Origin of the sequence: Klebsiella sp. TF21-TM, from assembly GCF_019753495.1 — a bacterium.
Taxonomy (GTDB): Bacteria; Pseudomonadota; Gammaproteobacteria; order Enterobacterales; family Enterobacteriaceae; genus Klebsiella; species Klebsiella quasipneumoniae.
The window spans coordinates 1-23,042 of sequence record NZ_JAIJYL010000044.1 but is presented as its reverse complement, the minus strand read 5'-3'; the positions used below and the strand labels follow the sequence as shown (position 1 = coordinate 23,042).

Below are 23,042 nucleotides of genomic sequence, written 5' to 3'. Positions count from 1 at the left end.
AAAGCGTGCGTATTGCCTGAAAACACAACCCGCTACGGGGGAGACTTACCCGAAATCTGATTTATTCAACAAAGCCACGCTGCGTATTAAGCTCGGCAGCAGCGCCGGTCTGGCGAAAGATAAAGAGACGCTGTGGTGGCTGAATCTGCTGGAAATTCCGCCGGTGGTGGCTGATCAGAAAAATGAAGGCCAGAACGTGCTGCAGCTGGCGATCCGTTCCCGCTTTAAATTTATTTACCGCCCTGCCGGGCTGGGCAACCGCGATGCGGCGGCCGAGAAGCTGACCCTGACCGCCAGCGGCAGCAGTCTCGCCATCAACAACCCGACGCCGTTCTACATTACCGTCAGCCGTATTTCCCGCGACGGCGGTAAAGCCCTGAACAGCAAAACCGTGATGCTGGCGCCGCAGTCCAGCCAGACGGTGGCGCTCTCCACCGCCGTCAACCGCGGCGAAACCCTGACCGTTAACAACATTAATGACTATGGCGCCGATGTCGCAGTGAAAGTGGCCGTTAAATAAGGGAAAAGCTAATGAAGCAGAGGTCATTCTGCCCGGGAAGATTAAGCACCGCGATCGCCATCGCGCTGTGCTGCTTTCCGCCATTTTCCAGCGGACAGGAAAACCCGGGAACGGTATATCAATTTAACGACGGCTTTATTGTCGGCAGTCGCGAAAAGGTCGACCTGTCACGCTTCTCGACCAGCGCGATTACCGAAGGCACTTACTCCCTTGACGTCTACACCAACGACGAATGGAAAGGGCGCTACGATCTGCGCATCGCGCGCGACAAAGACGGTAACCTTGGGGTCTGCTACACCAAAGCGATGCTGACCCAGTACGGCATCGCGGCGGAAAAGCTCAATCCGCAGCTGAGCGAACAGGAAGGCTATTGCGGTAGCCTCAAATCCTGGCGCAACGAAGACAACGTCAAAGACAACCTGGTCCAGTCCTCCCTGCGGTTGAACATTTCAGTGCCGCAGATCTATGAAGATCAACGCCTGAAAAACTATGTCAGCCCGGAGTTCTGGGACAAAGGCATTACCGCGCTTAATCTTGGCTGGATGGCCAACGCCTGGAACAGCCACACCTCTTCGGTCGGCGGGTCGGATAACAGCAGCGCCTACCTTGGCGTCAACGCCGGTCTGTCGTGGGACGGCTGGCTGCTGAAGCATATCGGTAACCTGAACTGGCAGCAGCAGCAGGGTAAAGCGCACTGGAATAGCAACCAGACCTATCTCCAGCGGCCGATCCCGCAGATCAACTCCATCGTCAGCGGTGGGCAGATCTTTACCAATGGCGAATTTTTCGACACCATCGGTCTGCGTGGGGTCAACCTCGCCACTGATGACAATATGTTCCCGGACGGCATGCGCTCCTATGCCCCGGAAATTCGCGGCGTGGCGCAGAGCAACGCCCTCGTCACCGTGCGTCAGGGCAGCAACATTATCTATCAGACCACGGTTCCGCCGGGGCCGTTTACCCTGCAGGATGTCTATCCATCCGGCTATGGCAGCGATCTTGAAGTCTCGGTAAAAGAGGCGGATGGCTCGGTGGAAGTGTTCAGCGTGCCTTACGCCTCCGTTGCTCAGCTGCTGCGTCCGGGCATGACCCGCTACGCGCTCTCCGCCGGTAAAGTGGACGACAGCGGGCTACGCAACAAGCCGATGCTCTATCAGGCGACCTGGCAGCACGGGATCAATAACCTGCTGACCGGCTACACCGGGGTCACCGGCTTTGACGACTATCAGGCCTTCCTGGTGGGCACCGGGATGAACACCGGGATCGGCGCGCTCTCTTTTGACGTCACCCATTCGCGGCTGAAGAGCGATACCCATGATGACTCGGGGCAGAGCTATCGCGCCACCTTTAACCGCATGTTCACCGATACCCAGACCAGCATCGTGCTGGCGGCGTATCGCTACTCGACGAAAGGTTATTACAACCTCAACGATGCGCTGTACGCCGTCGATCAGGAAAAAAACAGCCGCAGCAACTATACGCTGTGGCGGCAAAAAAACGGCATGACCTTCACGGTGAACCAGAACCTGCCGGACGGCTGGGGCGGGTTTTATCTCAGCGGTCGTATTTCCGATTACTGGAACCGCTCCGGGACCGAGAAGCAGTATCAGGTCAGCTACAACAATTCGTTTGGTCGTCTCTCCTGGTCGGCGAGCGCCCAGCGCGTCTATACCCCGGACAGCTCCGGCCATCGCCGCGACGATCGCATTTCACTCAACTTCAGCTACCCGCTGTGGTTTGGCGATAACCGCACCGCCAACCTGACGTCGAACACCTCGTTCAACAACTCGCGCTTTGCCAGCTCGCAGATTGGTATCAACGGCTCGCTGGACAGTGAAAACAACCTTAACTACGGCGTGTCGACCACCACCGCCACCGGCGGTCAGCACGATGTGGCGCTCAACGGCAGCTACCGTACGCCATGGACCACCCTCAACGGCAGCTACAGCCAGGGCGAAGGGTATCGTCAGAGCGGCATTGGCGCCAGCGGGACGATGATCGCCCACAGCGGCGGCGTGGTGCTCTCGCCGGAAAGCGGCTCGACGATGGCGCTGATTGAAGCCAAAGACGCGGCCGGCGCCATGCTCCCGGGATCGCCGGGCACCCGTGTGGACAGCAACGGTTACGCCATCCTGCCGTATCTGCGCCCGTACCGGATCAACGCCGTCGAGATCGACCCGAAAGGCAGCCATGACGACGTGGCCTTCGATCGCACCGTGGCGCAGGTTGTGCCGTGGGAAGGCAGCGTGGTTAAGGTGGCGTTCGGCACCACGGTGCAGAACAACCTCACCCTGCAGGCGCGCCAGGCGAACCATGAGCCGCTGCCGTTCGCGGCGAGTATTTTCTCCCCCGACGGCAAGGAGATCGGCGTCGTCGGTCAGGGCAGCATGATGTTCATCAGCGATGCGAACGCCAAACGCGCGATTGTGAAGTGGAGCGGCGGGCAGTGTTCGGTGGATCTGGGACAGCAAACAACAAAGGATAGCGTATGTCGCTGAGGAAATTACTGACGCTTTTTATCGTCTTAATGGCGCTGGGCACCACCTCGTCCTGGGCCGTCTGTACGCGTCTCTCTTCGCCAACGGTGATGCTGGACATGGTGGTGGGCAGGGTGGTGGTGCCCCCGGATCTGCCGGTGGGCTCGGTGATCCTCACCCGCGACTGGACGATGAGCGCCCCGGGCGGGGCGAGCTATCGCTGTACCTCCGGCACCAACCGCTTCGCGGCGAAGATCGTCTCGCCAGGGGCCACCGATCTTGGGAATAAAATTTATTCCACCAACGTGCCGGGGATTGGTATGCGTTTCAGCCGCGGCGGCGCGACGGTGAATATCGTCTATCCCGACGTCTATTCGTCCCGGGTGTATAACACCACCAACTATTCCCTTGAAGGGTCACGTTTTACGCTGGAGATTATCAAAACCGCGGCAACCACCGGCAGCGGCACCCTCGCGGCGGGAAAATACACCTCCTATGACTGGGAGAGCGGCGGCAACCCGATCCTCGAAACCTATCTGAGCGCCAATGCGATCACCGTGGTCTCGCCCTCCTGTTCGGTACTGAGCGGGAAAAATATGAATGTTGATGTGGGCGCCATCAGACGCACTGACCTGAAAGGGGTGGGCACCACCGCGGGCGGGAAGGATTTTAATATCGATCTGCAGTGCAGCGGCGGCCTGAGTGAAACGGGATACGCCAACATCAGCACCTCTTTTTCCGGCACCCTGGCGACCAGCACCACCGCCACCATGGGCGCCTTGCTGAATGAAAAGGCCGGCAGCGGGATGGCGAAAGGCGTCGGCATCCAGGTGCTGAAGGATGGATCCCCGCTGCAGTTTAATAAGAAATATACCGTTGGCCGCTTGAATAATCAGGAGACCCGCTACATCACCATCCCGCTGCACGCGCGCTTTTATCAGTATGGCCCGACGACCAGCACCGGCGAGGTGGAGTCGCATATGATCTTTAACCTGACGTACGATTAATACGGGAGGGGGAATGAAGGGATTGCCGAAACATACTATCGCGTGGTTGCTGCTCTGCGGCAGCCTCGCTGCCCCCTCGGCGTGGGGTTTCGAGACCAATTATGATCGCGGACGGGTCGATTTTGCCGGGCGGGTGACGGATATTTCCTGCAGCGTCGCGCTCAATGGCGGCCAGCATGCCGGCAGCGGCAACGTCTGGCTGGCGCCGGTCAGCCTGGCGGAAGTGCACGATCGCGGGGCCGGCGCGTTTATGAAGCCGCAGCCTTTTACCCTGGCGCTGTCAAACTGCCAGCTGCGTCATGACGGCGGCGCCGCCTCGCAGGACGAGGTGCGGCGGGTCAGCGTTCGCTGGGTCGACGGTTTTTTACTGACGGCGGTCGGCAATGAGAACGCGGGCTATCTGGCCAATACCTTGCCAGACGGAGCGCAGAATATTTATCTGGCGCTGTCGACCAATGATAATAATACGCTGGATAAGAGTAATAAAATTGTCCCTGCGGACCCGCAGCAAAATCAGGTGCATTTGCAGGAAAGCGCGGTCAGCGGCGGTCTGTTCACCTATTATGTGGGCTACGTTTCACCGACGCCGAAAAGCGCCACCAGCGGGCCAATTACCAGCTGGGCAACGTGGGAATTAGTTTATAATTAAGCGAGACGAAAAAGCCGGGCAAGCCCGGCTTTTTTATATGACAATATCGTCGGCAACCAGCTGTTCAATGCTGACTTCCTGCCAGTAATGCCCCTGAATAGCAAACCATTCCATACCCTGCAGCCATTTTTTATGGGCTTCGCTTTCCACGCCTTCAATAATCACGTTGTGATGATTGCGGGATAAAAAGGTGACCAGCGCATCCATCAGTTGACGGCCGGACTCTTTGCGCATCAGGTGCCAGAAAAAATCTTTATCAATTTTGACATAGTCAAAATGATAACCGCTGATGGCGTTTATCCCCGCGTAGCCAGAGCCGAAGTCGTCGAGCCACAGCGAGGTATCCTGCGGGCTTTGCCAGGCGGCGAGGGAATTATTCAGAAGCTTCTCGGCGTTTTCGGTCACTTCAAAATGGACGCAGGTCAGGGCGGCAATTTTCTCTTTTATTTCCTTCTGGCGTAGCAGATTCAGGATATGGTCATCGACGTTAATGGTGGCGGAAATATGGTTACGTAAAAACCATGCTTTATGCTGTTCAATCAACGCCAGTTGCTCGAGAAAAATACGTTCACGAACCGCCGCGGTGGCATGGCGGAAAAAATATTCTGGCGAAACGGGAAGATTATCGAAGCGGCTTAAGCATTCAACTGCGACTAAGGTACCTTGTGGGGAAAACATTTTCTGAAAGACGTAGCGTACAGCGATATCATTACGAGATAAAATGTTGTCTTCGAATATTTTAGTGTTCATTATCCCTCTTCACGAGGTTAGTCAGACAATAAGCAGAGGATAGTCTAATTATAGGCTACCTGATGGTTAATGGGAATGGCAGGAAATGTAAATCAACAGCGAATAAGTACGCTTTATCCGCTATTGATTTACCGCTATAAAATTTAACATTGATGAAGGGCGGCAATACGCTGGTTCATCGTGCGGGAATTATCAATGCCCAGCTTTTGCATGATATGGATACGATGGCTGTGGACCGTTTTATGGGCAATGCCGAGCAGAGCGGCAATACGCTTATTATTATTGTTGGCAATCAGCAGTTCGAGGATCTGGCACTCCCGCGGCGACAGCTGTTTGCGCAATCGTCGCGGCGGCGGTTCGCTGGCGCCCTTCGCGCGCTGGATAATGGAAGTAAACATAGATAGCGGTGAGTTTTCGCTAATAATCATGGCATTATCGACAGTTATCAACTCTCGGCATAGCTCGGCAATGTCGCTTTTTACCATCAGCACCGGCTGCTGGCAGCGCTGCAGGGAAAGGCGGAGCGCATTCAGCAGATCAAGGATTCTGATGGCAGAAATATCCTTATTAATTAAATTGAAAATAACCGTTTGGGCCACAGGCAGATGTTTTCTCTGGATAACATCGTCATAGCCAAAACGGGTGGCATTTTCATGACTATCAATAAGGTAGTGATAGATTGAGTGACCAATGAGATTATCATTGGTGTACAGCAATATACTTTCCAAGGGTATCAGATTCTCTTTTTGCGCTTGGCTTCTAAGATCAGGTCCAGCAGAATCTTCTCTATTCTGCGCTGGTCGTCGAGATGACGGAACTTAAACTGGCAGGATATCTGATAGTAGCTTTCGCTCTCTTCATTGGGATTGTCGAGGGTGATAATAATGACATTTTTTACCACCAGGTCGATGGTGATCTCGCCATATTCCGCCAGCATCAGTACGGCATTTTTCAGCAATGCGTTATGACTGAGAAATTTCAGGTTTGGCGTTTTGGTCATCAGCGCGCAACCGCCGTCCGAAATGTCTTTGATGTCGAAAAGATAGTTTTCGCCATTTTTATGGCGCCCGCGGCAATAAAAGTCATGCTCGTGGCGTAAACGAAAGCGGGGATCGCGGCGACGCTGCACGACCTGCAGGCATTCAGGCAAGGAAAAGGCGTAGCGGATACCTTTATCGACACCGCTATTGTCATGTTTTGTCAGGGCTGCATTAAACTCTATTTTCCCTGAATCGCTATGCAGTAGAAAACGAATTTTATGACCCGGTGGGATTTTGCGATGGGTCTGAATATGGAACTCGGCAAAGTCCACGCGCGTCAGTTGGGTTATGATACTGGTGTTGTTAAAAAATATTTCAATTTCAGTACGTTTGCGCAACTCCTCTCTGAAAATAGCAATAATTTCATACTTACTGGTCTTTATCGTTCCCTCTGTCATAGGCTTCCCTTGTAAATAGTTGTCGTGAGGCGTTTGATTTTTCTTATAGCAATAGCAACATTCTGATTGGGTTAATCAGATGTTTTTATGAGCGTTTGATGTTATTGACTATCTTTGCAGCCAGATTGATATGTATAAACTTGGAATTCGATATTGTGTTTCCTGTAATCAAGAGTTTCAAATTTTGGTCATGACAAAAACGACAACGGCCTCCAAGCTGGAGACCGGTCGAAGGAAAAAAACTTAAGTTTAATTAACGGGGATAATGAGAAAACGATCGTCGATCATGCCCCATTTGTAGGATCTATAGTGCCAGCAGTATTGAGGTTTTTCCAGGCAAATATTGAGGAGGGAAGTCGTTCCCTCCATTTGGCCTGAGGGGTCAGGGATGCGTGCGATTGGCGATATTATCCAGGATGCGTAGCGCATCCGCTGGCAGAACCAGTCCGGCGGCGGCAATATTTTCCGCCAGGTGCGTGCGGGATGAGGTGCCGGGGATCAGCAGAATATTGGGCGCGCGCTGGAGTAGCCAGGCGAGGGCGACCTGCATCGGCGTCGCCTCAAGCGAGGCCGCGACCTCGTTCAGCTCCTGCGCCTGCAGCGGGGTAAAACCGCCCAGCGGGAAGAAGGGGACCCAGGCGATGTGCTGGGCGGCCAGCGCATCCACCAGCGCGTCGTCGGCGCGATGGGCAATGTTATAGAGGTTTTGCACGCAGACGATAGGCGTCATTTTCTGCGCATCCGCCACCTGCTTTGCCGTCACGTTGCTAAGGCCAATATGGCGGATCAACCCCCGCTCCTTCAGCTCCAGCAGGGTGGCGAGCGGCGCCTCCAGCGACCCCTCCACCGGGCCGTGGGGGCTCAGCATACTGCGCAGGTTCACCACCTCCAGCACGTCGAGCCCCAGGTGACGCAAATTGTCCTCGACGGCCTGGGTCAGTTCAGCAGGCGACATGGCTGGCAGCCAGTTGCCTTTTTCGTCACGGCGGGCGCTGACCTTGGTGACAATGCACAGATCGTCGGGGTAGGGGTGAAGCGCTTTGCGGATCAGCTGATTGGTCACATGGGGGCCATAGAAATCCGAAGTATCGATATGGTTTACCCCAGCTTCGACGGCGGCCTGCAGCACGCGCACCGCTTCTTCAGGATCTTTCGGCGGGCCGAAGACGCCGGGGCCGGCCAGCTGCATGGCGCCGTAACCCAACCGATAGACCTGGCGATCGCCGAGCATGCCGCGACCGGATAAGGTGACACTGGACATAGGAACTCTCCTCACGGTGGCTAAGCCGTAAGTGTAATGCGCTCACAAGGAAGGGAAGGGCGAGAATGTTGTCAGAATGTGCGACAGCGGCTCAGGCAAGCCGCTGTCGCCGGAGGCGGATTAGCCGAAGAACATCACGGAAACGCAGAGCAGGCCGACCACCAGAGTGATGGCGTTCCCCACCGAGCGATACGGCTTCAGCGCCGGAATAAGCCAGGTTGACAGCGTGGGCATGATAAACAGGATCATGGCGATAAGCGGTCCGCTGATGGCGTAGATCATCGAGATCGCATTCGGGTTGATAAAGCACACCGCAAAGGTGAAGGCGGAGACCAGCATGATCGACATCGCGCGGTTGAAGGCGCGGCTCTTGCGCACGCCCATCAGGCCCAGCGAGCTTTTGACGATTTCGCTGGCGCCTTCAATGACCCCGAAGTAGGTGCCGAGAAAGGATTTCGACATGGCGACCACGGCGACGATAATGCCGGTCACCGCCAGCCAGCCCGGTGCGCCCGGCACCATCGACAGGGCGGAGAGGATAGTCACCCCCTGATCGCGGGCGGTCTCAATATAGGTCGCCGGGATAGCCAGCAGGCAGCTGAAGACGAAAAACAGCACGCTGGCGCAGATGATGGTGTAGGCCACCTTCATGATTTTTTTGCATTTACCCATGGCCAGGTCGCCGTGTTTCTCCTGCTGGTCGATAGCAAAAGTCGAGATGATCGGCGTATGGCTAAAAGCGAAAACCATCACGGGTATGGAGATCCAGACCTGGTGGAGCGTCTGCGAGCTGAACTGCATCTGGCTGGTGAGATGTTCCGGATGCCAGTCGCGAATTAAATAGAGGGAGAGAAACAGAAAGCAGGCGATGAGCGGGAAGACCAGAAAACCCATCACCTTGATGGTGATCTGCCGGCCCATGAGAAAGATCAGGTTAAGGACCAGCACCACGCCAAGACTCAGCAGCGCGCGTAGCGCAGGCGTCATCGGCGTGTGATGCGCCACCTGCTCGGCCAGCGAGTTGGTGATGGCCACGGCGTAGATCAGCACGACCACAAAGAAGGCGAGGAAATAGAGGCCGGTGATCAGGTTGCCAATTTTCTTACCATAGTAGTGATTGACTGCGCCGGTGATCCCGGTTCCCGGCGCGATATTGGCCGAGAGAATAAACTGGCTCAGCGCTTTGTGAGGCCAGTAGGTGAGCGGCCAGGCGACCAGCGCGGTGATGAAAAGGACGATGGCGCCAGCCGAACCCAGCTGGATCGGTAGAAATAGCGTCCCAGCGCCTACTGCAGTGCCATATAAGGCAAAACTCCATAGAGTTTCTTCTTTAGACCAAATTTTAGACATTATGCGACTTTATCAACCGTCAAACCAAAAAAAAGGAGTGCAATTTACCATATTTATGGTTCATCTGTTGCGATAGTTTTTGGTGATAAAGCCGCGGCGGATCGCGAAGGATCCGCCGCGGGGCTAGCCGCGTGCCGCCTGGCGCGGGCGGCGGTGACGGATCACGCGCTCGCGCAGGGTGTCCCAGACCCAGTTAAACGCCATGGTGTAGGGCAGGAAGAAGAGCATGAAGCCGATCTCCAGCATAAACGCCTGCAGTAGCGATACCCCCAGCACGATAGCCACCATGGTGACGCCGATGATAACAAAGCCGGTCTCGAAGCCGATCGCGTGCAGCGCCCGCACTTTCAGCCGACGGGGGACGCGGGAGACCGGCCACAGGCGATCGAAAGCCGCGTTATAAATGATGTTCCATACCATCGCCAGGGTGGCGAGCAGAATGCTCAGCCCGCCCATCTCCACCACCGAACGCTGCATCAGCCAGGCGGCGGTGGGGGCGAGGATCAGCGTCGCCAGTCCTTCGAAGGTGATGGCGTGGATAACGCGTTCGGTGAGCGTCTTGCGCTGATGTGGGGTCTGTTGCATGGCGAGCTACCTCCAGTTTTAGCCTGAACAGGAAATTACCCGGCAGTTTATGGAAAAATATGATAAACAAAAGATAGAAACCATCGATAAAGTAGATACATCATGCGTTATTCACCGGAAGCGTTAACCGCCTTTGTCGAGGCCGTTGACAGCGGGTCGTTCTCCGCCGCCGCCCGTCGCCTGCGGAAAAGCCAGTCGACGATCAGTACCGCTATCGCCAACCTGGAGGCTGACCTCGGGGTGACCCTCTTCGATCGGGCAACGCGGCAGCCGACGCTGACGCCGCAGGGGGAGCAGGTGCTGAGCTATGTCAAAGCGATCCTCGCCGCCAGCGAGCGGCTGGATGAGCTGGCGGTGTCGCTGTCCGGCGAGACGGAGCCGCGATTGACCTTTGTGCTCTCGGACACCCTGCACCCGGACGTGCTGGAAGATCTGCTGGTGCAGTTTGACCGCCGCTTCCCTCATACCGAGTTTGAGTGTTTGATTGGGGAAGATGAGGACGTGATCGATCTCCTGCAAAAATCCCGCGCCCAGGTGGGATTGATTGAGGCGAGAGAGCGCTACCCGACCGATATCGGCAGCACCCGCCTGCCGCTGCAGACGGCGATGGGCATTTACGTGGCGCATGACCATCCGCTGGCGGCGCAGGGCAAGGTTGTCTGGGATGAGCTGCGCAGCTGGCGCGAGCTGCGTTTGAGCACCTTTCTGGCCAGCGCCACGGAGCCTGCCGCCGGGCAGGTCTGGTCGGCGCCAAACTACCTGCTGCTGCTCAGCATGGCGGTGCAGGGCTTCGGCTGGTGCATTCTGCCCTGCGCCCTGGTGGCGGAGTTTGCGCCGCAGGGCGGGCTGGTGGCGCTCGATATCCCCGGCTGGCCGCGGGCGATTTCGGTGGATCTGCTGTGGAATAAGAAAGCGCCGCCCGGGGCGGCGGGCAGCTGGCTGCGTCAGCATCTGCAGCGGCGTGAACGTTAACAAATGGCTAATTCTTTGTGATTGGCCTCACTTTTTTTAAACAATTACAAAGTTTTTTGATAACAATTATCTAGTATATCGCTGTTTCTTTGCGCAAAAGCACGGGCAGGGGTAGAGGATGAAGGATGTCGTGATCGTCGGGGCGCTGCGAACGCCGATTGGCTGCTTTCAGGGCGCGCTATCGCGCCATTCAGCCGTTGAGCTGGGTAGCGTGGTGGTGAAGGCGCTGGTGGAGAAGACGGGAATCGATCCGCAGAGCGTGGATGAGGTGATCCTCGGCCAGGTGCTGACCGCGGGAACCGGGCAAAACCCGGCCCGTCAGTCCGCTATTCGCGGCGGGTTGCCCAACACTGTATCGGCTATCACCATTAACGACGTCTGCGGTTCAGGTCTGAAAGCCCTGCACCTCGCCACCCAGGCCATCCAGTGCGGGGAGGCGGACGTGGTGATCGCCGGCGGCCAGGAGAACATGAGCCGCGCTCCGCATGTCCTCACCGACAGCCGCACCGGCGCCCAGCTGGGCAACAGCCAGCTGATTGACAGTCTGGTCCATGACGGCCTGTGGGACGCCTTCAACGATTACCATATGGGCGTCACGGCGGAAAACCTCGCCCGGGAATACGGCATCAGCCGCGAACTGCAGGACGCCTGGGCGCTCAGCTCGCAGCATAAGGCGCGCAAGGCGATTGATTCCGGACGCTTTCGCGATGAGATTGTCCCGGTCGTTACCGAGCATAACGGCGCGGCGCGCACCGTAGATACCGATGAACAACCGCGGGTGGATGCCAGCGCGGAAGGGCTGGCCAGCCTGCAGCCTGCCTTCGATCGTCTCGGATCGGTGACCGCCGGCAACGCATCCAGCATCAATGACGGCGCGGCGGCGGTGATGATGATGAGTGAGGCGAAAGCCGAGGAGCTGGGGCTGCCGATCCTCGCGCGGATCCGCGCCTTCGCCAGCGTCGGCGTCGATCCGGCGCTGATGGGCATCGCCCCGGTGCACGCCACCCGCCGTTGTCTGGAACGGGCCGGCTGGCGGCTGGACGACGTCGATCTGATCGAAGCCAATGAGGCCTTTGCCGCTCAGGCTATCTCCGTTGGCCGGGTACTGGAGTGGGATGAGCGACGGGTCAACGTCAACGGCGGCGCGATCGCCCTCGGCCACCCGATCGGCGCCTCCGGCTGCCGGATTCTGGTGTCGCTGGTGCATGAAATGATCAAGCGCGATGCGCGTAAAGGGCTGGCGACGCTGTGCATCGGCGGCGGTCAGGGTGTGGCGCTGGCGGTAGAGCGCGCGTAGCGCTGAATGTCGATTTCCATGGCCTCCTGCGGGAGGCCTTTTTTATGCGCCGCGCTTTGCCGACCCCCCTCTTTTTTGCCGTATTTCCCTTCTCCCCATCGTCAATTTATTGAGCTCCGTCACGTCTTGTTGTGCCACCTTTTTTGAAACAAATAACTACGATCCTGGTCACTAAAACTGAGGTGCTTAAAAAATAAAATAACGTTTCATAAAAACGAAATGACATTTTATTTATTATAAGGGGTACCCTATGTTAAAACGATCTCTGGTTCTGGCCGCCCTCTGCGGTATGTCTTTTGCGGCAACCGCGGTCACGATAGATTTACGTCATGAATTTATTGATGGCGGCAAGAGCGATAAAAGCAATGCCGACCGCGTCTCGGTATCCCACCGCTTCGCCAACGGGCTAGGCTTTACCGTGGAGGCCAAATGGCGTTCAGGCGGCGACAACGGTTCGCAACCCTATTCGGACGTGGTGGGCAACGGCCATGAAGACACTATCAGCTGGCGCTGGAAAGCGACGTCGAACCTTTTCCTCACCCCCGGGTTTACCATAGAGAGCAACGACAGCCGCTCCATTTACAAGCCGCATCTGCACGTACAGTACAGTTTCGACAATGGCTTCTATGTCGCCGCTCGCTATCGCTATGAGTACACCCGCTATCCGAACGATGCCGGTAAAGATGATGACAAGGTGAATCGCGGCGACGCGTGGGCCGGGTTTGCCCTCGGCGACTGGCGCACCGAGCTGAACTATGTCTATGCCCGCAGTTCGGAAGGGGTGAACCGCAACGACAACAAACCCTACTCACAGGAATATAACGTGAAGGTAGCCTATAAGCTGGATAACAACTGGTCGCCGTATGGTGAAATCGGCAACGTCGGCGTGAATGACCGCAGCGATCGCCAGACCCGTTTCCGCGTCGGGGTGGCCTACTCGTTCTGATTTCCGCCAGACCCTCATCGTCTCTCTTCCCCGGCGCCGTCAGCCGGGGTTTTTTATGCGCCAAAGCGAGGGAACAAAAAAAGCCCTCCGCGAAGGAGGGCAAGGCCAGTTACAGAAAAACGTTCGCCGGGCTCAGGCGCTCAGCATCGGCGGATGGTCAGGTAATTTCGCGATATAGATGGCCGGCTTGCCGTCTTTATCGGAGCTGAACAGAATGGCGCTGTCATCCGGCGTAAACGAGGGGTGCGGGTGAGTCACCTGCCGGCTGTTGGCCACTGTCGCCCACGAGGTATCATGGCGCGCGATGCGGAAGTAGCGCTTCTCCGCCACGTTAAAGACGTAGAGATAAGGATCGTTATCAATGGAGTAGCCGCCGGTATCTTTGACATCGACCGGCGTGCCCGATCCATCGCCCACCAGCAGCGTGCCGTCGAAATTGCTCATCAGATGCGAGCAGGCGGGCATCGTCATCAGGGCCTCGTTGACGCCGCTTTCCGGATCAAAGCGATAGATCGTTCGCCCCTGCTGGCCTTTCAGATAGGAGACGTAGATCAGCGCTGAACCGTCCGGTACCCAGAATTCATGGGTGCAGCTTTCGCCCGGGGCATGCGCTTTGACTTTACGCACGTTGCTGCCATCTTCATTGACCAGCCACATGCGGGCGTCAACCAGATCGTGCGGCCCTTCATGGCAGAAGGCGACGGTATGGTCGTCGAAGGGACGATAGATCGGATGTCCCAGCCAGATTTTTTCCTCATGGATCACCTGGCTCTCACCGCTGCGCAGGTCGACGCGCAGCAGGCGGCAGTGCGGTCCTTTGTGGAAGAAGTCATGAAAAATCTGCCAGTCGTTGAGCGGCGTCCAGTCGCTTTTCGCAATCTCAATGCCTACCAGTTTGCTGCAATCGCTGTTCGCCACCCAGGTGCCATAGCCGACCCACTCCTCGCTGACGCGGTAAACTTCACGCTCGGCGAGGGTGGTGAGGTTCACCTCCAGCAGGGTACGGTCATTTTTCACGTAATAGAGCGACTTATCGTCCGGGGAGAGGAAGCCGCCGAAGGTGTTATCCCCGGCGCCTTCCGTCAGCTGGACGGCTTCGGCGCTGGCGATATTCAGCAGATAGTAGTTCCAGTGGCCGTCAAACTCGCCGGCGAACAGTAAATGGCTGCCATCGTTAAAAAAGCACTTCTGATAGAAGTAGTTGCGATGACAGGTGACCTCCGGGGGGGTTAAGCGGGTGACTTCCGCCCCGGTATCCGGATCGCGGCTGACGTGATAGTTCAGTTTGACCCGCATGCCTTTAGCCATGTAGTGCTCCTTTCTTTCCTGCGATGCCGCTGGACCAGAGGCGTGTCGCTGAGTGATGTGTTTTAAAAGATGGGTGTTAATTTATCAAAACAACGTTTCATTATTTGTGATGTCTCACGCAGTTCAGCGCAATTCCCGCATCTTCCACGGCCTGCTGGCCCCACTTCGACCGTCTCTCCAGACAACCGGTTGAATCATCATCCTTTTAAAACCGCTTCCTGTCCGGCGCGGGTTGCCGCATCCGTTCGCTTTTTCTTTTTTTGTAATCGACGTCATAAAAAATGAAACGACGTTTTAAATATCATTGAAAATGACAGGGAGCGGGGCTAAGATGGCACCCATTAGTAAAACGGAACTCTGTTTTATTTTTATGATGGGCTATGCCCGTGAGTTCGCCCTACGCTCAGTCGCGCCGCCGGCGCGAGCCGGGCCGAGAGAACCTTGCCTGCATACTGCAGGCTCTGAACGACTAAGGAACACATTATGATTCTTGATGCATTCTCCCTGCAGGGAAAAGTGGCCGTCGTGAGCGGATGCGATACCGGTTTAGGTCAGGGGATGGCCCTCGGGCTGGCGGAAGCGGGCTGCGATATTGTCGGTATCAATATTGTCGAGCCGGTGGAAACCATCGAGCGGGTGACGGCGCTGGGACGCCGCTTTCTCAGCCTGACCGCCGACCTGCGCCAGATCGACGGTATCCCCCAGCTGCTGGAGCGGGCGGTGGCGGAGTTTGGCCATATTGATATTCTGGTCAACAATGCCGGCCTCATCCGCCGCGAGGACGCGCTGGCGTTCAGCGAAAAGGACTGGGACGACGTCATGAACCTCAACATCAAGAGCGTATTTTTCATGTCCCAGGCGGCGGCGAAGCACTTTATCGCCCAGGGCAGCGGCGGGAAGATCATTAACATCGCCTCGATGCTGTCGTTCCAGGGCGGGATCCGTGTGCCGTCGTATACCGCGTCCAAAAGCGCGGTGATGGGCGTCACCCGCCTGCTGGCCAACGAGTGGGCTAAACACCATATCAATGTCAATGCCATCGCCCCGGGGTATATGGCGACCAATAACACCCAGCAGCTGCGCGCTGACGAGCAGCGCAGTAGCGAAATCCTCGACCGCATTCCCGCCGGGCGCTGGGGCCTGCCGTCCGACCTGATGGGGCCGGTAGTCTTCCTCGCTTCCCCAGCCTCCGATTACATCAATGGCTACACGGTAGCGGTGGACGGCGGCTGGCTGGCGCGCTAACCGTCGACGACGGCCGGCGCGACACTCATCGCCCCGGCCGTCTGAGCAATTATTGTCCATACCGTAAAATGAGGATCGTCCATATTCCAGAGTGCAGAATGAATGTTACCGCCCTGTATGAACAGGGTTATTAACTATGCGAAACGAATTTTTTGTTACTTTGAAAGTTTAATGTCCATCACAAAACCCTTCTTGCCAGCAAAATAGTCCATATCTTTGGCTTATCCAGCCTGACAAACTCCTCCGCCAGTCACGTACTTTCGTCCTATGTCTTTCTCTGTGTGGCAGGAATAAAAATGACTTCAATCAGTAACGACTCTGCATTAACGCCGCGGGCGCAACGTGACACTCGGCGGATGAACTGGTTTGTTTCTATCGCCGCGGCGGTGGCGGGGTTGCTCTTTGGCCTGGATATCGGCGTGATATCCGGGGCGCTGCCCTTTATAACCGACCACTTCACCTTATCCAGCCAGCTTCAGGAGTGGGTGGTCAGCAGCATGATGCTGGGGGCGGCGATAGGCGCGCTGTTTAACGGCTGGCTGTCGTTCCGCCTTGGCCGCAAATACAGCCTGATGGCGGGGGCCGTGCTTTTTGTCGCCGGCTCTATCGGCTCCGCTTTTGCCGCCAGCGTGGAAGTGCTGCTGGTGGCCCGCGTGGTGTTGGGGGTGGCCGTTGGGATCGCCTCTTATACCGCGCCGCTGTACCTCTCCGAAATGGCCAGCGAGAACGTGCGCGGAAAAATGATCAGTATGTATCAGCTGATGGTGACCCTCGGCATTGTGCTGGCGTTTCTTTCCGATACCGCCTTTAGCTACAGCGGTAACTGGCGCGCCATGCTGGGCGTGCTGGCGCTGCCGGCGGTGATCCTGATCGTTCTGGTCGTCTTTCTGCCGAACAGCCCTCGCTGGCTGGCGGAGAAAGGGCGCCATATCGAAGCGGAAGAGGTGCTGCGGATGCTGCGCGATACCTCGGAGAAGGCGCGCGATGAGCTTAACGAGATCCGCGAAAGCCTGAAGCTGAAGCAGGGCGGTTGGGCGTTGTTCAAGGTCAATCGTAACGTGCGCCGGGCGGTGTTCCTTGGCATGCTGCTGCAGGCGATGCAGCAGTTCACCGGCATGAACATCATCATGTACTACGCCCCGCGTATTTTCAAAATGGCGGGCTTTACCACTACCGAACAGCAGATGATCGCCACCCTGGTGGTGGGCCTGACCTTTATGTTTGCCACCTTTATCGCGGTGTTCACGGTGGATAAAGCGGGCCGCAAGCCGGCGCTGAAAATCGGTTTCAGCGTGATGGCGCTGGGCACCCTGGTGCTCGGCTACTGCCTGATGCAGTTCGACAATGGCACCGCCTCCAGCGGCCTCTCCTGGCTTTCCGTCGGCATGACCATGATGTGTATTGCCGGTTATGCGATGAGCGCGGCGCCGGTGGTGTGGATCCTCTGCTCCGAGATCCAGCCGCTGAAATGCCGCGACTTCGGCATCACCTGCTCCACCACCACCAACTGGGTGTCGAACATGATCATCGGCGCCACCTTCCTGACGCTGCTTGACGCGATCGGCGCCGCCGGGACCTTCTGGCTCTACACGGTGCTCAACGTGGCCTTTATCGGCGTCACCTTCTGGCTGATCCCGGAGACCAAAAATGTCACCCTCGAGCACATTGAGCGCAACCTGATGGCGGGCGAGAAGCTGCGCAACATCGGTAACCGTTAATGTGAGGCGCGCGGCAGCCACGGGCTGGCGACCTTGCGCGTCTCCCGATGGTTGTCGCCGTGAATGATATGCAGGGCGCTCAGGCGCCCGATGTCGTAGTGCGGCAGCTGCACCGTGGAGAGCGGCGGCAGAAACAGATCGCCAATGCCCACCATATTGTCGTATCCCACCACCGCCACGTCCTGTGGAATGCGTAGCCCCTGGCCCAGCAGCGTCTGATAGACCATAAAGGCGATGCGGTCGTTGCCGCAAATCACCGAGTCAAAGCCGGGTTTACCCTCGCGGATATGCGCCATCACCACCCCCGGAATATCGTGGTAATGCTCATCGCCCTGGGCCATATACGAGTGGGTCAGGCTGTCCGGTTCGATGCCCGCCTCCCGGCAGGCGCGCTCCAGCCCCTGACGGCGGCGGATTGTCGCCAGCTGGCTGGCGGGTAAGTGCAGGCACAGCGGACGACGATAGCCCGCGGCAAGCAGGGCTTTTACCGCGTCGTACTGACCCTGCTCATCGTCCGGGATATAGCTGGCCACCGGCTGGCTGAGGCTTTCGCAGTTGGCCAGCACGCAGGGCAGGGTCAGCAGTTTGTCCGGCAGCGGCACCTGGCGCAGGCCCATGGTGGTAAAGATAATGCCGTCCGGACGGTGGGAGAGGAGCAGGTCGACCACCGCTTCCGGCCGATCGTCGGAAAACATGTTGACCACAAAGCTGTTCCAGCCGTGGGCGCGGGCGGTCTCTTCGATCGAGAGGGTGATCTCCACCGAAAAGGGGGTGGTGACGGTATCCAGCGCCAGCACGCCGATGGTGCTGGGGGTGGCCCGCGCCCCGCGGATCTTTTTCGCCGACAGGTCGGGGACATAGTTGGTTTCGGCGATGGCGGCCTGCACGCGCGCCAGCGTCTCCGGCTTGAGCCGCTCCGGGGTGTTCAGCGCCCGAGAGACGGTCATCAGAGATACATTCGCCAGTTTTGCTACATCTTTCAGGGACGCCATTTTTTCCTCCGCCATAGCTGCAGAGTACAGGCTATACAACTAAGTCGCTGATGTAAAAGCGTGAAACGATTTTATGCTAGCCTCGTCCTCTACGCTGCCGCGGTTAATATTTGATCGCGATCGCATCTTCATTATGTTAACGTTAACTTTTGTGATTAACATCATGTATCGCAGCGAATCCCCCTGCGCTTTGTTTTTTGTTAACGTTACCATAATTGCATTCCTCTAACACGAGAATGTCATGATGAAAGCGCATCACTCACACAGCTACCCGTTGCTCAGTGCCTTACTGTTTTTCTTTTTCGTGACCTGGTCGTCATCCGGCTCCTTGCTCTCCATCTGGCTGCACCAGGAGGTCGGGCTGAAGGCCGGCGATACCGGTATCATCTACGCCGTTCTGTCGGTTTCCGCGCTGTTTGCGCAAGTTTGCTATGGCTTTATCCAGGATAAGCTGGGGCTGCGTAAACATCTGCTCTGGTATATCACCGCGCTGCTGATCCTCTCCGGTCCGGCGTATCTGCTGTTCGGCCATCTGCTGAAAATTAACGTCCTGCTGGGCAGCATCTTCGGCGGGATCTACATCGGCTTGACCTTTAACGGCGGCATTGGCGTGCTGGAATCCTATACCGAGCGCGTGGCGCGCCAGAGCCAGTTTGAATTCGGCAGGGCGCGGATGTGGGGCTCGCTGGGCTGGGCGGTGGCCACCTTCTTCGCCGGTCTGCTGTTTAACATCAATCCGCAGCTTAACTTCCTCGTCGCCAGCTGTTCCGGACTGGTGTTTTTTATCCTGCTGGCGCGGCTGCGCGTCTCCTCGGCGCCGCATGCGATGCAGGAGGCGGTTTCGGGCGGCAAGGTGACCCTGGAAGATGCGCTGCGCCTGCTGACGCTGCCGCGCTTCTGGGCGCTGGTCTTCTTCGTCATCGGCACCTGCATCTACGGCGTCTATGACCAGCAGTTCCCGGTCTATTTCTCATCGCAGTTCGCGACCCTGCAGGAAGGCAATGAGATGTATGGCTACCTCAACTCCTTCCAGGTGTTCCTCGAGGCGGCCGGCATGTTCTGCGCGCCGTGGCTGGTGAACCGCATCGGCGCCAAAAATGGTCTGATTTTCGCCGGCATGGTGATGGCGATGCGCATGGTGGCCTCCGGCCTGGTGGAGGGGCCGCTGCTGATCTCCATCACTAAACTGCTGCACGCGGTGGAGCTGCCGATACTGCTGGTGGCTATCTTTAAGTACAACAGCATCAACTTCGATAAACGCCTCTCCTCCACTCTCTATCTGGTGGGCTTCGCCTGCACCAGCTCGATTATCGCCAGCGTTTTGTCGCCGCTGGCGGGCTACAGCTATGAAAAATATGGCTTCGCTCAGTCCTATCTGATCATGGGCCTGCTGGTGTTCTGCACCACCTTTATTTCCATCTTCTTGTTGCGCTCCGGCAAATCCTCCGCCGATCCGCTGGTGTCGCAACCTACCGCTGTCTGAATCAAAAAGAGTGAAAATGATGACTTACACAATCTCCAGGGCTGAACAGGTACTCCAGACACAACGCCAGGCGCTCAATCTGCGCTGGTATCCGCACTATCACCTGGCGGCCCGCGCCGGGTGGATCAACGACCCCAACGGTCTGGTGTGGTTCGACGGCTGGTACCATGCCTTTTATCAACATCACCCGTACTCCACTCAGTGGGGGCCGATGCACTGGGGGCACGCGCGGAGTAAGGATCTGGTGCACTGGGAGCATCTGCCGGTGGCCCTGGCGCCGGAGGGGCCGGAGGATAAAGACGGCTGCTTCTCCGGCTCGGCGGTGGTCGATGGCGATACCCTGGCGCTGATTTACACCGGGCATAAATTCCACGGCGATCCGGGCGACGAAGCCAATCTGTATCAGGTACAGTGTCTGGCCACCAGCCGGGACGGGATCCACTTCGAGCGCCAGGGGATGGTGGTCGACACCCCGCCGGGCATGCACCACTTCCGCGACCCGAAGGTCTGGCGGGAAGGAGACAGCTGGTACATGATCGTCGGCGCGCGCGAAGGCGATACCGGCCAGGTGCGGCTGTACCGCTCAGCCGATCTGCGCCAGTGGCAGGATGTGGGGGTGCTGGATGAAGCGGAAAGCGCCATGGGCTATATGTGGGAGTGCCCGGACTTCTTCACCCTCAACGGCAAACGCGTTCTGATGTTTTCCCCGCAGGGGATGCAGGCCGAGGGGTTCCGCAACCGCAACCTGTTCCAGAGCGGCTATCTGATCGGCGAGTGGCAGCCGGGGCAGCGATTCGTCCGCCACGGCGAGTTCAGAGAGATGGATCACGGCCACGATTTCTATGCGCCGCAAAGCTTCGCCACCCCCGATGGCCGGCGGATCGTGATTGGCTGGCTGGATATGTGGGAATCACCGTTGCCGGAGCAGCAGGACGGCTGGGCGGGCATGCTCTCCCTGCCGCGCGAGCTGAGCCTGAGCGCGGATAACCGCCTGCAGATGCGCCCGGCGAAAGAAGTGGAGAGTCTGCGCGGCGCCTGGTTCCCGTGGCCGGTAAGCACCCTGAACAATCAGCAGACCACGATGGTCGACAACTGCGAGGCGATGGAGGTGAACCTGCGCTGGAACTGCGCCCGCAGCAGCGCCGAGCAGTATGGTCTGCGCTTTGGCGATGGCCTGCGCCTCTACGTGGATGCCCAGCAGCAGCGTCTGGTGCTGGAGCGGCATTATCCGCAGCATGGCCTGTGCGGGACGCGCAGCGTGCCGTTGACCGCGGGGGCGGATCTCAATCTGCGGATATTTTTCGATAGCTCTTCGGTGGAGGTGTTTGTCAATGACGGCGAAGCCTGCCTGAGCAGCCGTATCTATCCGCAGGCTCCCCGCCGTGAATTAGCGTTATTTGCCTGGAGCGGCTCAGCGGCATTAACTGAAGCCGGAGCCTGGCAGCTCGAATAATAATAAGGCTGTTGTCGTTAATAACCCGTCTTTGACGATGGGCGGGTTATTATTGCCTGCATCGTCGTGCATTACCCATTAATAACAAATTTAGTTCATTTCATAATAAAAGGGTTTACCGATGAATAAAATCTGGGTCGGGTGTTTTCTCACGTCTCTCTCTCTGCCACAGGCGATGGCGCAGGCGCCGTTATCGCTGGAGGATCGGCTGGCGCAAATGGAGCAGCGGCTGAAGGCGACGGAGGCGCGCGCCGCCAGCGCAGAGGCGGAGATTAAGACGCTGAAAGGCCAGCAGCAGGCCACGACGGTCGCCCGCGCGGCGCCGGCTACGCCGCGCCTGCAGCTAAACGACAATGGCGAATTAAAATTTTATGGCGATGTCGAATTTAATCTTGATGGCGCCAGCCGCACCGGCAGCCTGACGTCGGTCAAAACCAGCGCGAATAAAAGCTGGGCGCCCGGTGATAAAGAGCGTTGGGATATTAATGGCCGTATTCTGCTGGGTTTCGATGGCCGACGTAATGGCGCCGACGGGAAATATGCCGGATTCAGCGTGCAGCCCCTGGCGGATATGGATGGCAAAATGAATCTCGATGATGCGGTATTTTTCTTTGGTCAGCAGGATGACTGGAAAATAAAAATAGGCCGCTTTGAAGCCTGGGATATGTTCCCCCTGAATCAGGATACCTTTATTGAATATTCAGGAAATACCGCCAACGACCTCTATTCCGACGGCTATGGCTATATTTACATGATGAAAGAGGGGCGCGGGCGCAGCAGCAGCGGCGGCAACCTCCTGTTCAGCAAAACGGTGGATAACTGGTATTTCGAGGTTAACACCCTGGTGGAGGATGGCAGTTCGCTGTTTGTCGATCAGAACTATCACGGTAATGCGCTGGAAAACCGCAAAAACGTGGTGTACGTGCGGCCGGTGGCGGTGTGGCAGTCCGGCGCGTGGTCGGCGGCGGCGGCGATAGAGAGCAACCTCGTCAACAACGCCTACGGCTATCAGAACCAGGGCGGGCGCTGGGTCGACCAGTCAAACCGTACCGGCTACGGGATGACCATGAGCTGGAACACCCTGAAAAGCGATCCGCAGGACGGGGCGGTGATCAATCTGAGTACCGCCCTGCTGGACGCGGCGGACGAAACCGACTTCAGCGCCGGGATCAACGCCCTGTGGCATCGCGTGGAGCTGGGCTATATCTACGCGCATAACAAAATCGACCAGTTCAACATGGCCGGGGTGAGCAGCGAGTGCGATGACGACTGCGCAATCCTCGCGCCGGGGCGCTATGACATCCACACCGTGCATACTTCCTGGCAGTTGCCGAATATTATGGCGATGCCGAACTTCAATATTTACCTTGGCGCCTACGCCTCGTGGCTCGATTCCACGGCAGCGAAGAGTGGGAATCCCGATGAACGCTACGGCGCCCGGGTGCGCTTTAAATATTTCTTCTGACAGGATACTCAGGCAGGCTCTCCCGCGGGGGGGGCCCCCGGGCGGTTTTCCCAGGCGGGGGGTGACATGCGCCGGCGGCGCACGAGGGAGGGCTCTCGGTAGATGGACCCCCGGCCTCCCTCCCTC

The 23,042-nt window shown here is 57.5% G+C and carries 21 protein-coding genes; 13 read left to right on the top strand and 8 right to left on the bottom strand.

Annotation, left to right across the window (positions count from 1 at the left end; translation table 11 throughout):
- The 4 genes from K5R89_RS25195 to mrkF all read left to right on the top strand — a co-directional run.
- Positions 1 to 520: molecular chaperone (locus tag K5R89_RS25195; protein WP_254242836.1), on the top strand; the 520-nt coding region annotated here is incomplete at its 5' end.
- Positions 521 to 531: 11 nt separating this feature from the next.
- A complete protein-coding gene (gene mrkC, locus K5R89_RS25190; protein WP_023290931.1) occupies positions 532 to 3,018 on the top strand; it encodes a type 3 fimbria usher protein MrkC in 2,487 nt (828 codons plus the stop codon).
- Positions 3,009 to 4,004 (top strand): type 3 fimbria adhesin subunit MrkD, encoded by a 996-nt coding sequence (gene mrkD, locus K5R89_RS25185; protein WP_023290930.1) that lies wholly within the window; start codon positions 3,009 to 3,011, stop codon positions 4,002 to 4,004. Before mrkC ends, mrkD begins: the two co-directional genes overlap by 10 nt.
- A 13-nt stretch (positions 4,005 to 4,017) precedes the next feature.
- Positions 4,018 to 4,653 carry a type 3 fimbria minor subunit MrkF gene (mrkF, locus tag K5R89_RS25180; RefSeq protein WP_023290929.1) on the top strand — a complete coding sequence of 212 codons (636 nt, stop codon included), beginning with the start codon at positions 4,018 to 4,020 and terminating at the stop codon, positions 4,651 to 4,653.
- Positions 4,654 to 4,686: 33 nt separating this feature from the next.
- Here the strand turns inward: mrkF and mkrJ are convergent, their stop codons facing one another.
- The 6 genes from mkrJ to K5R89_RS25150 form a co-directional block, all read right to left on the bottom strand.
- The gene (gene mkrJ, locus K5R89_RS25175; protein WP_023290928.1) at positions 4,687 to 5,403 is read right to left on the bottom strand and encodes a phosphodiesterase MrkJ; all 717 of its coding nucleotides are present in this window, start codon (positions 5,401 to 5,403) and stop codon (positions 4,687 to 4,689) included.
- Between the two features lie 143 nt (positions 5,404 to 5,546).
- Positions 5,547 to 6,119 carry a LuxR C-terminal-related transcriptional regulator gene (locus K5R89_RS25170; RefSeq protein ID WP_147733537.1) on the bottom strand — a complete coding sequence of 191 codons (573 nt, stop codon included), beginning with the start codon at positions 6,117 to 6,119 and terminating at the stop codon, positions 5,547 to 5,549.
- Between the two features lie 17 nt (positions 6,120 to 6,136).
- The gene (gene mrkH, locus K5R89_RS25165; RefSeq protein ID WP_023290926.1) at positions 6,137 to 6,841 is read right to left on the bottom strand and encodes a transcriptional activator MrkH; all 705 of its coding nucleotides are present in this window, start codon (positions 6,839 to 6,841) and stop codon (positions 6,137 to 6,139) included.
- A gap of 382 nt (positions 6,842 to 7,223) precedes the next feature.
- On the bottom strand, positions 7,224 to 8,102 hold the full coding sequence (locus tag K5R89_RS25160; RefSeq protein ID WP_217220069.1) for an aldo/keto reductase family oxidoreductase: 879 nt from the start codon (positions 8,100 to 8,102) through the stop codon (positions 7,224 to 7,226).
- Positions 8,103 to 8,222: 120 nt separating this feature from the next.
- A complete protein-coding gene (locus tag K5R89_RS25155) occupies positions 8,223 to 9,452 on the bottom strand; it encodes an amino acid permease (protein WP_023290924.1) in 1,230 nt (409 codons plus the stop codon).
- A gap of 123 nt (positions 9,453 to 9,575) precedes the next feature.
- Positions 9,576 to 10,037 carry a multidrug/biocide efflux PACE transporter gene (locus tag K5R89_RS25150; RefSeq protein WP_017899256.1) on the bottom strand — a complete coding sequence of 154 codons (462 nt, stop codon included), beginning with the start codon at positions 10,035 to 10,037 and terminating at the stop codon, positions 9,576 to 9,578.
- A 102-nt stretch (positions 10,038 to 10,139) separates the two neighbouring features.
- Here K5R89_RS25150 and K5R89_RS25145 point away from each other — a divergent pair, with 102 nt between their 5' ends.
- The 3 genes from K5R89_RS25145 (at position 10,140) to ompK26 (ending at position 13,252) form a co-directional block, all read left to right on the top strand.
- On the top strand, positions 10,140 to 11,009 hold the full coding sequence (locus tag K5R89_RS25145) for a LysR family transcriptional regulator (RefSeq protein ID WP_023290923.1): 870 nt from the start codon (positions 10,140 to 10,142) through the stop codon (positions 11,007 to 11,009).
- Positions 11,010 to 11,127: 118 nt separating this feature from the next.
- Complete coding sequence (locus tag K5R89_RS25140; protein ID WP_044524632.1) at positions 11,128 to 12,306, top strand: acetyl-CoA C-acetyltransferase; 1,179 nt, start codon at positions 11,128 to 11,130, stop codon at positions 12,304 to 12,306.
- A gap of 250 nt (positions 12,307 to 12,556) precedes the next feature.
- Entirely contained in the window at positions 12,557 to 13,252 is a 696-nt protein-coding gene (gene ompK26 / locus K5R89_RS25135) for a KdgM family porin OmpK26 (RefSeq protein ID WP_004205398.1), read from the top strand.
- Between the two features lie 132 nt (positions 13,253 to 13,384).
- Here ompK26 and K5R89_RS25130 read toward each other — a convergent pair whose 3' ends face one another.
- The gene (locus K5R89_RS25130) at positions 13,385 to 14,560 is read right to left on the bottom strand and encodes an oligogalacturonate lyase family protein (RefSeq protein ID WP_102006157.1); all 1,176 of its coding nucleotides are present in this window, start codon (positions 14,558 to 14,560) and stop codon (positions 13,385 to 13,387) included.
- 483 nt (positions 14,561 to 15,043) lie between these two features.
- Here K5R89_RS25130 and kduD point away from each other — a divergent pair, with 483 nt between their 5' ends.
- Together kduD and K5R89_RS25120 are read left to right on the top strand one after the other, a co-directional pair.
- On the top strand, positions 15,044 to 15,805 hold the full coding sequence (kduD, locus tag K5R89_RS25125) for a 2-dehydro-3-deoxy-D-gluconate 5-dehydrogenase KduD (RefSeq protein ID WP_023290920.1): 762 nt from the start codon (positions 15,044 to 15,046) through the stop codon (positions 15,803 to 15,805).
- 296 nt (positions 15,806 to 16,101) lie between these two features.
- Complete coding sequence (locus tag K5R89_RS25120) at positions 16,102 to 17,523, top strand: sugar porter family MFS transporter (RefSeq protein WP_004205402.1); 1,422 nt, start codon at positions 16,102 to 16,104, stop codon at positions 17,521 to 17,523.
- Here the strand turns inward: K5R89_RS25120 and K5R89_RS25115 are convergent.
- A complete protein-coding gene (locus tag K5R89_RS25115) occupies positions 17,520 to 18,515 on the bottom strand; it encodes a LacI family DNA-binding transcriptional regulator (protein WP_032453988.1) in 996 nt (331 codons plus the stop codon). The two genes, K5R89_RS25120 and K5R89_RS25115, sit on opposite strands and share 4 nt — an antisense overlap.
- Before the next feature lie 94 nt (positions 18,516 to 18,609).
- On the opposite strand from K5R89_RS25115, the gene K5R89_RS25110 reads away from it, so the two are divergent.
- The 4 genes from K5R89_RS25110 to K5R89_RS25095 all read left to right on the top strand — a co-directional run bounded on the left by K5R89_RS25110 (position 18,610) and on the right by K5R89_RS25095 (position 22,916).
- Positions 18,610 to 18,744, top strand: a complete 135-nt coding sequence (locus tag K5R89_RS25110; protein ID WP_032429210.1) for a hypothetical protein — start codon at positions 18,610 to 18,612, stop codon at positions 18,742 to 18,744.
- 12 nt (positions 18,745 to 18,756) lie between these two features.
- The gene (locus K5R89_RS25105; protein WP_023290917.1) at positions 18,757 to 19,998 is read left to right on the top strand and encodes an MFS transporter; all 1,242 of its coding nucleotides are present in this window, start codon (positions 18,757 to 18,759) and stop codon (positions 19,996 to 19,998) included.
- A 19-nt stretch (positions 19,999 to 20,017) separates the two neighbouring features.
- Positions 20,018 to 21,451: a glycoside hydrolase family 32 protein gene (locus K5R89_RS25100; protein WP_032429209.1), complete on the top strand. Its 1,434-nt coding sequence runs from the start codon at positions 20,018 to 20,020 to the stop codon at positions 21,449 to 21,451.
- A gap of 121 nt (positions 21,452 to 21,572) precedes the next feature.
- On the top strand, positions 21,573 to 22,916 hold the full coding sequence (locus K5R89_RS25095) for a carbohydrate porin (protein ID WP_065812380.1): 1,344 nt from the start codon (positions 21,573 to 21,575) through the stop codon (positions 22,914 to 22,916).
- Positions 22,917 to 23,042 lie beyond the last annotated feature (126 nt).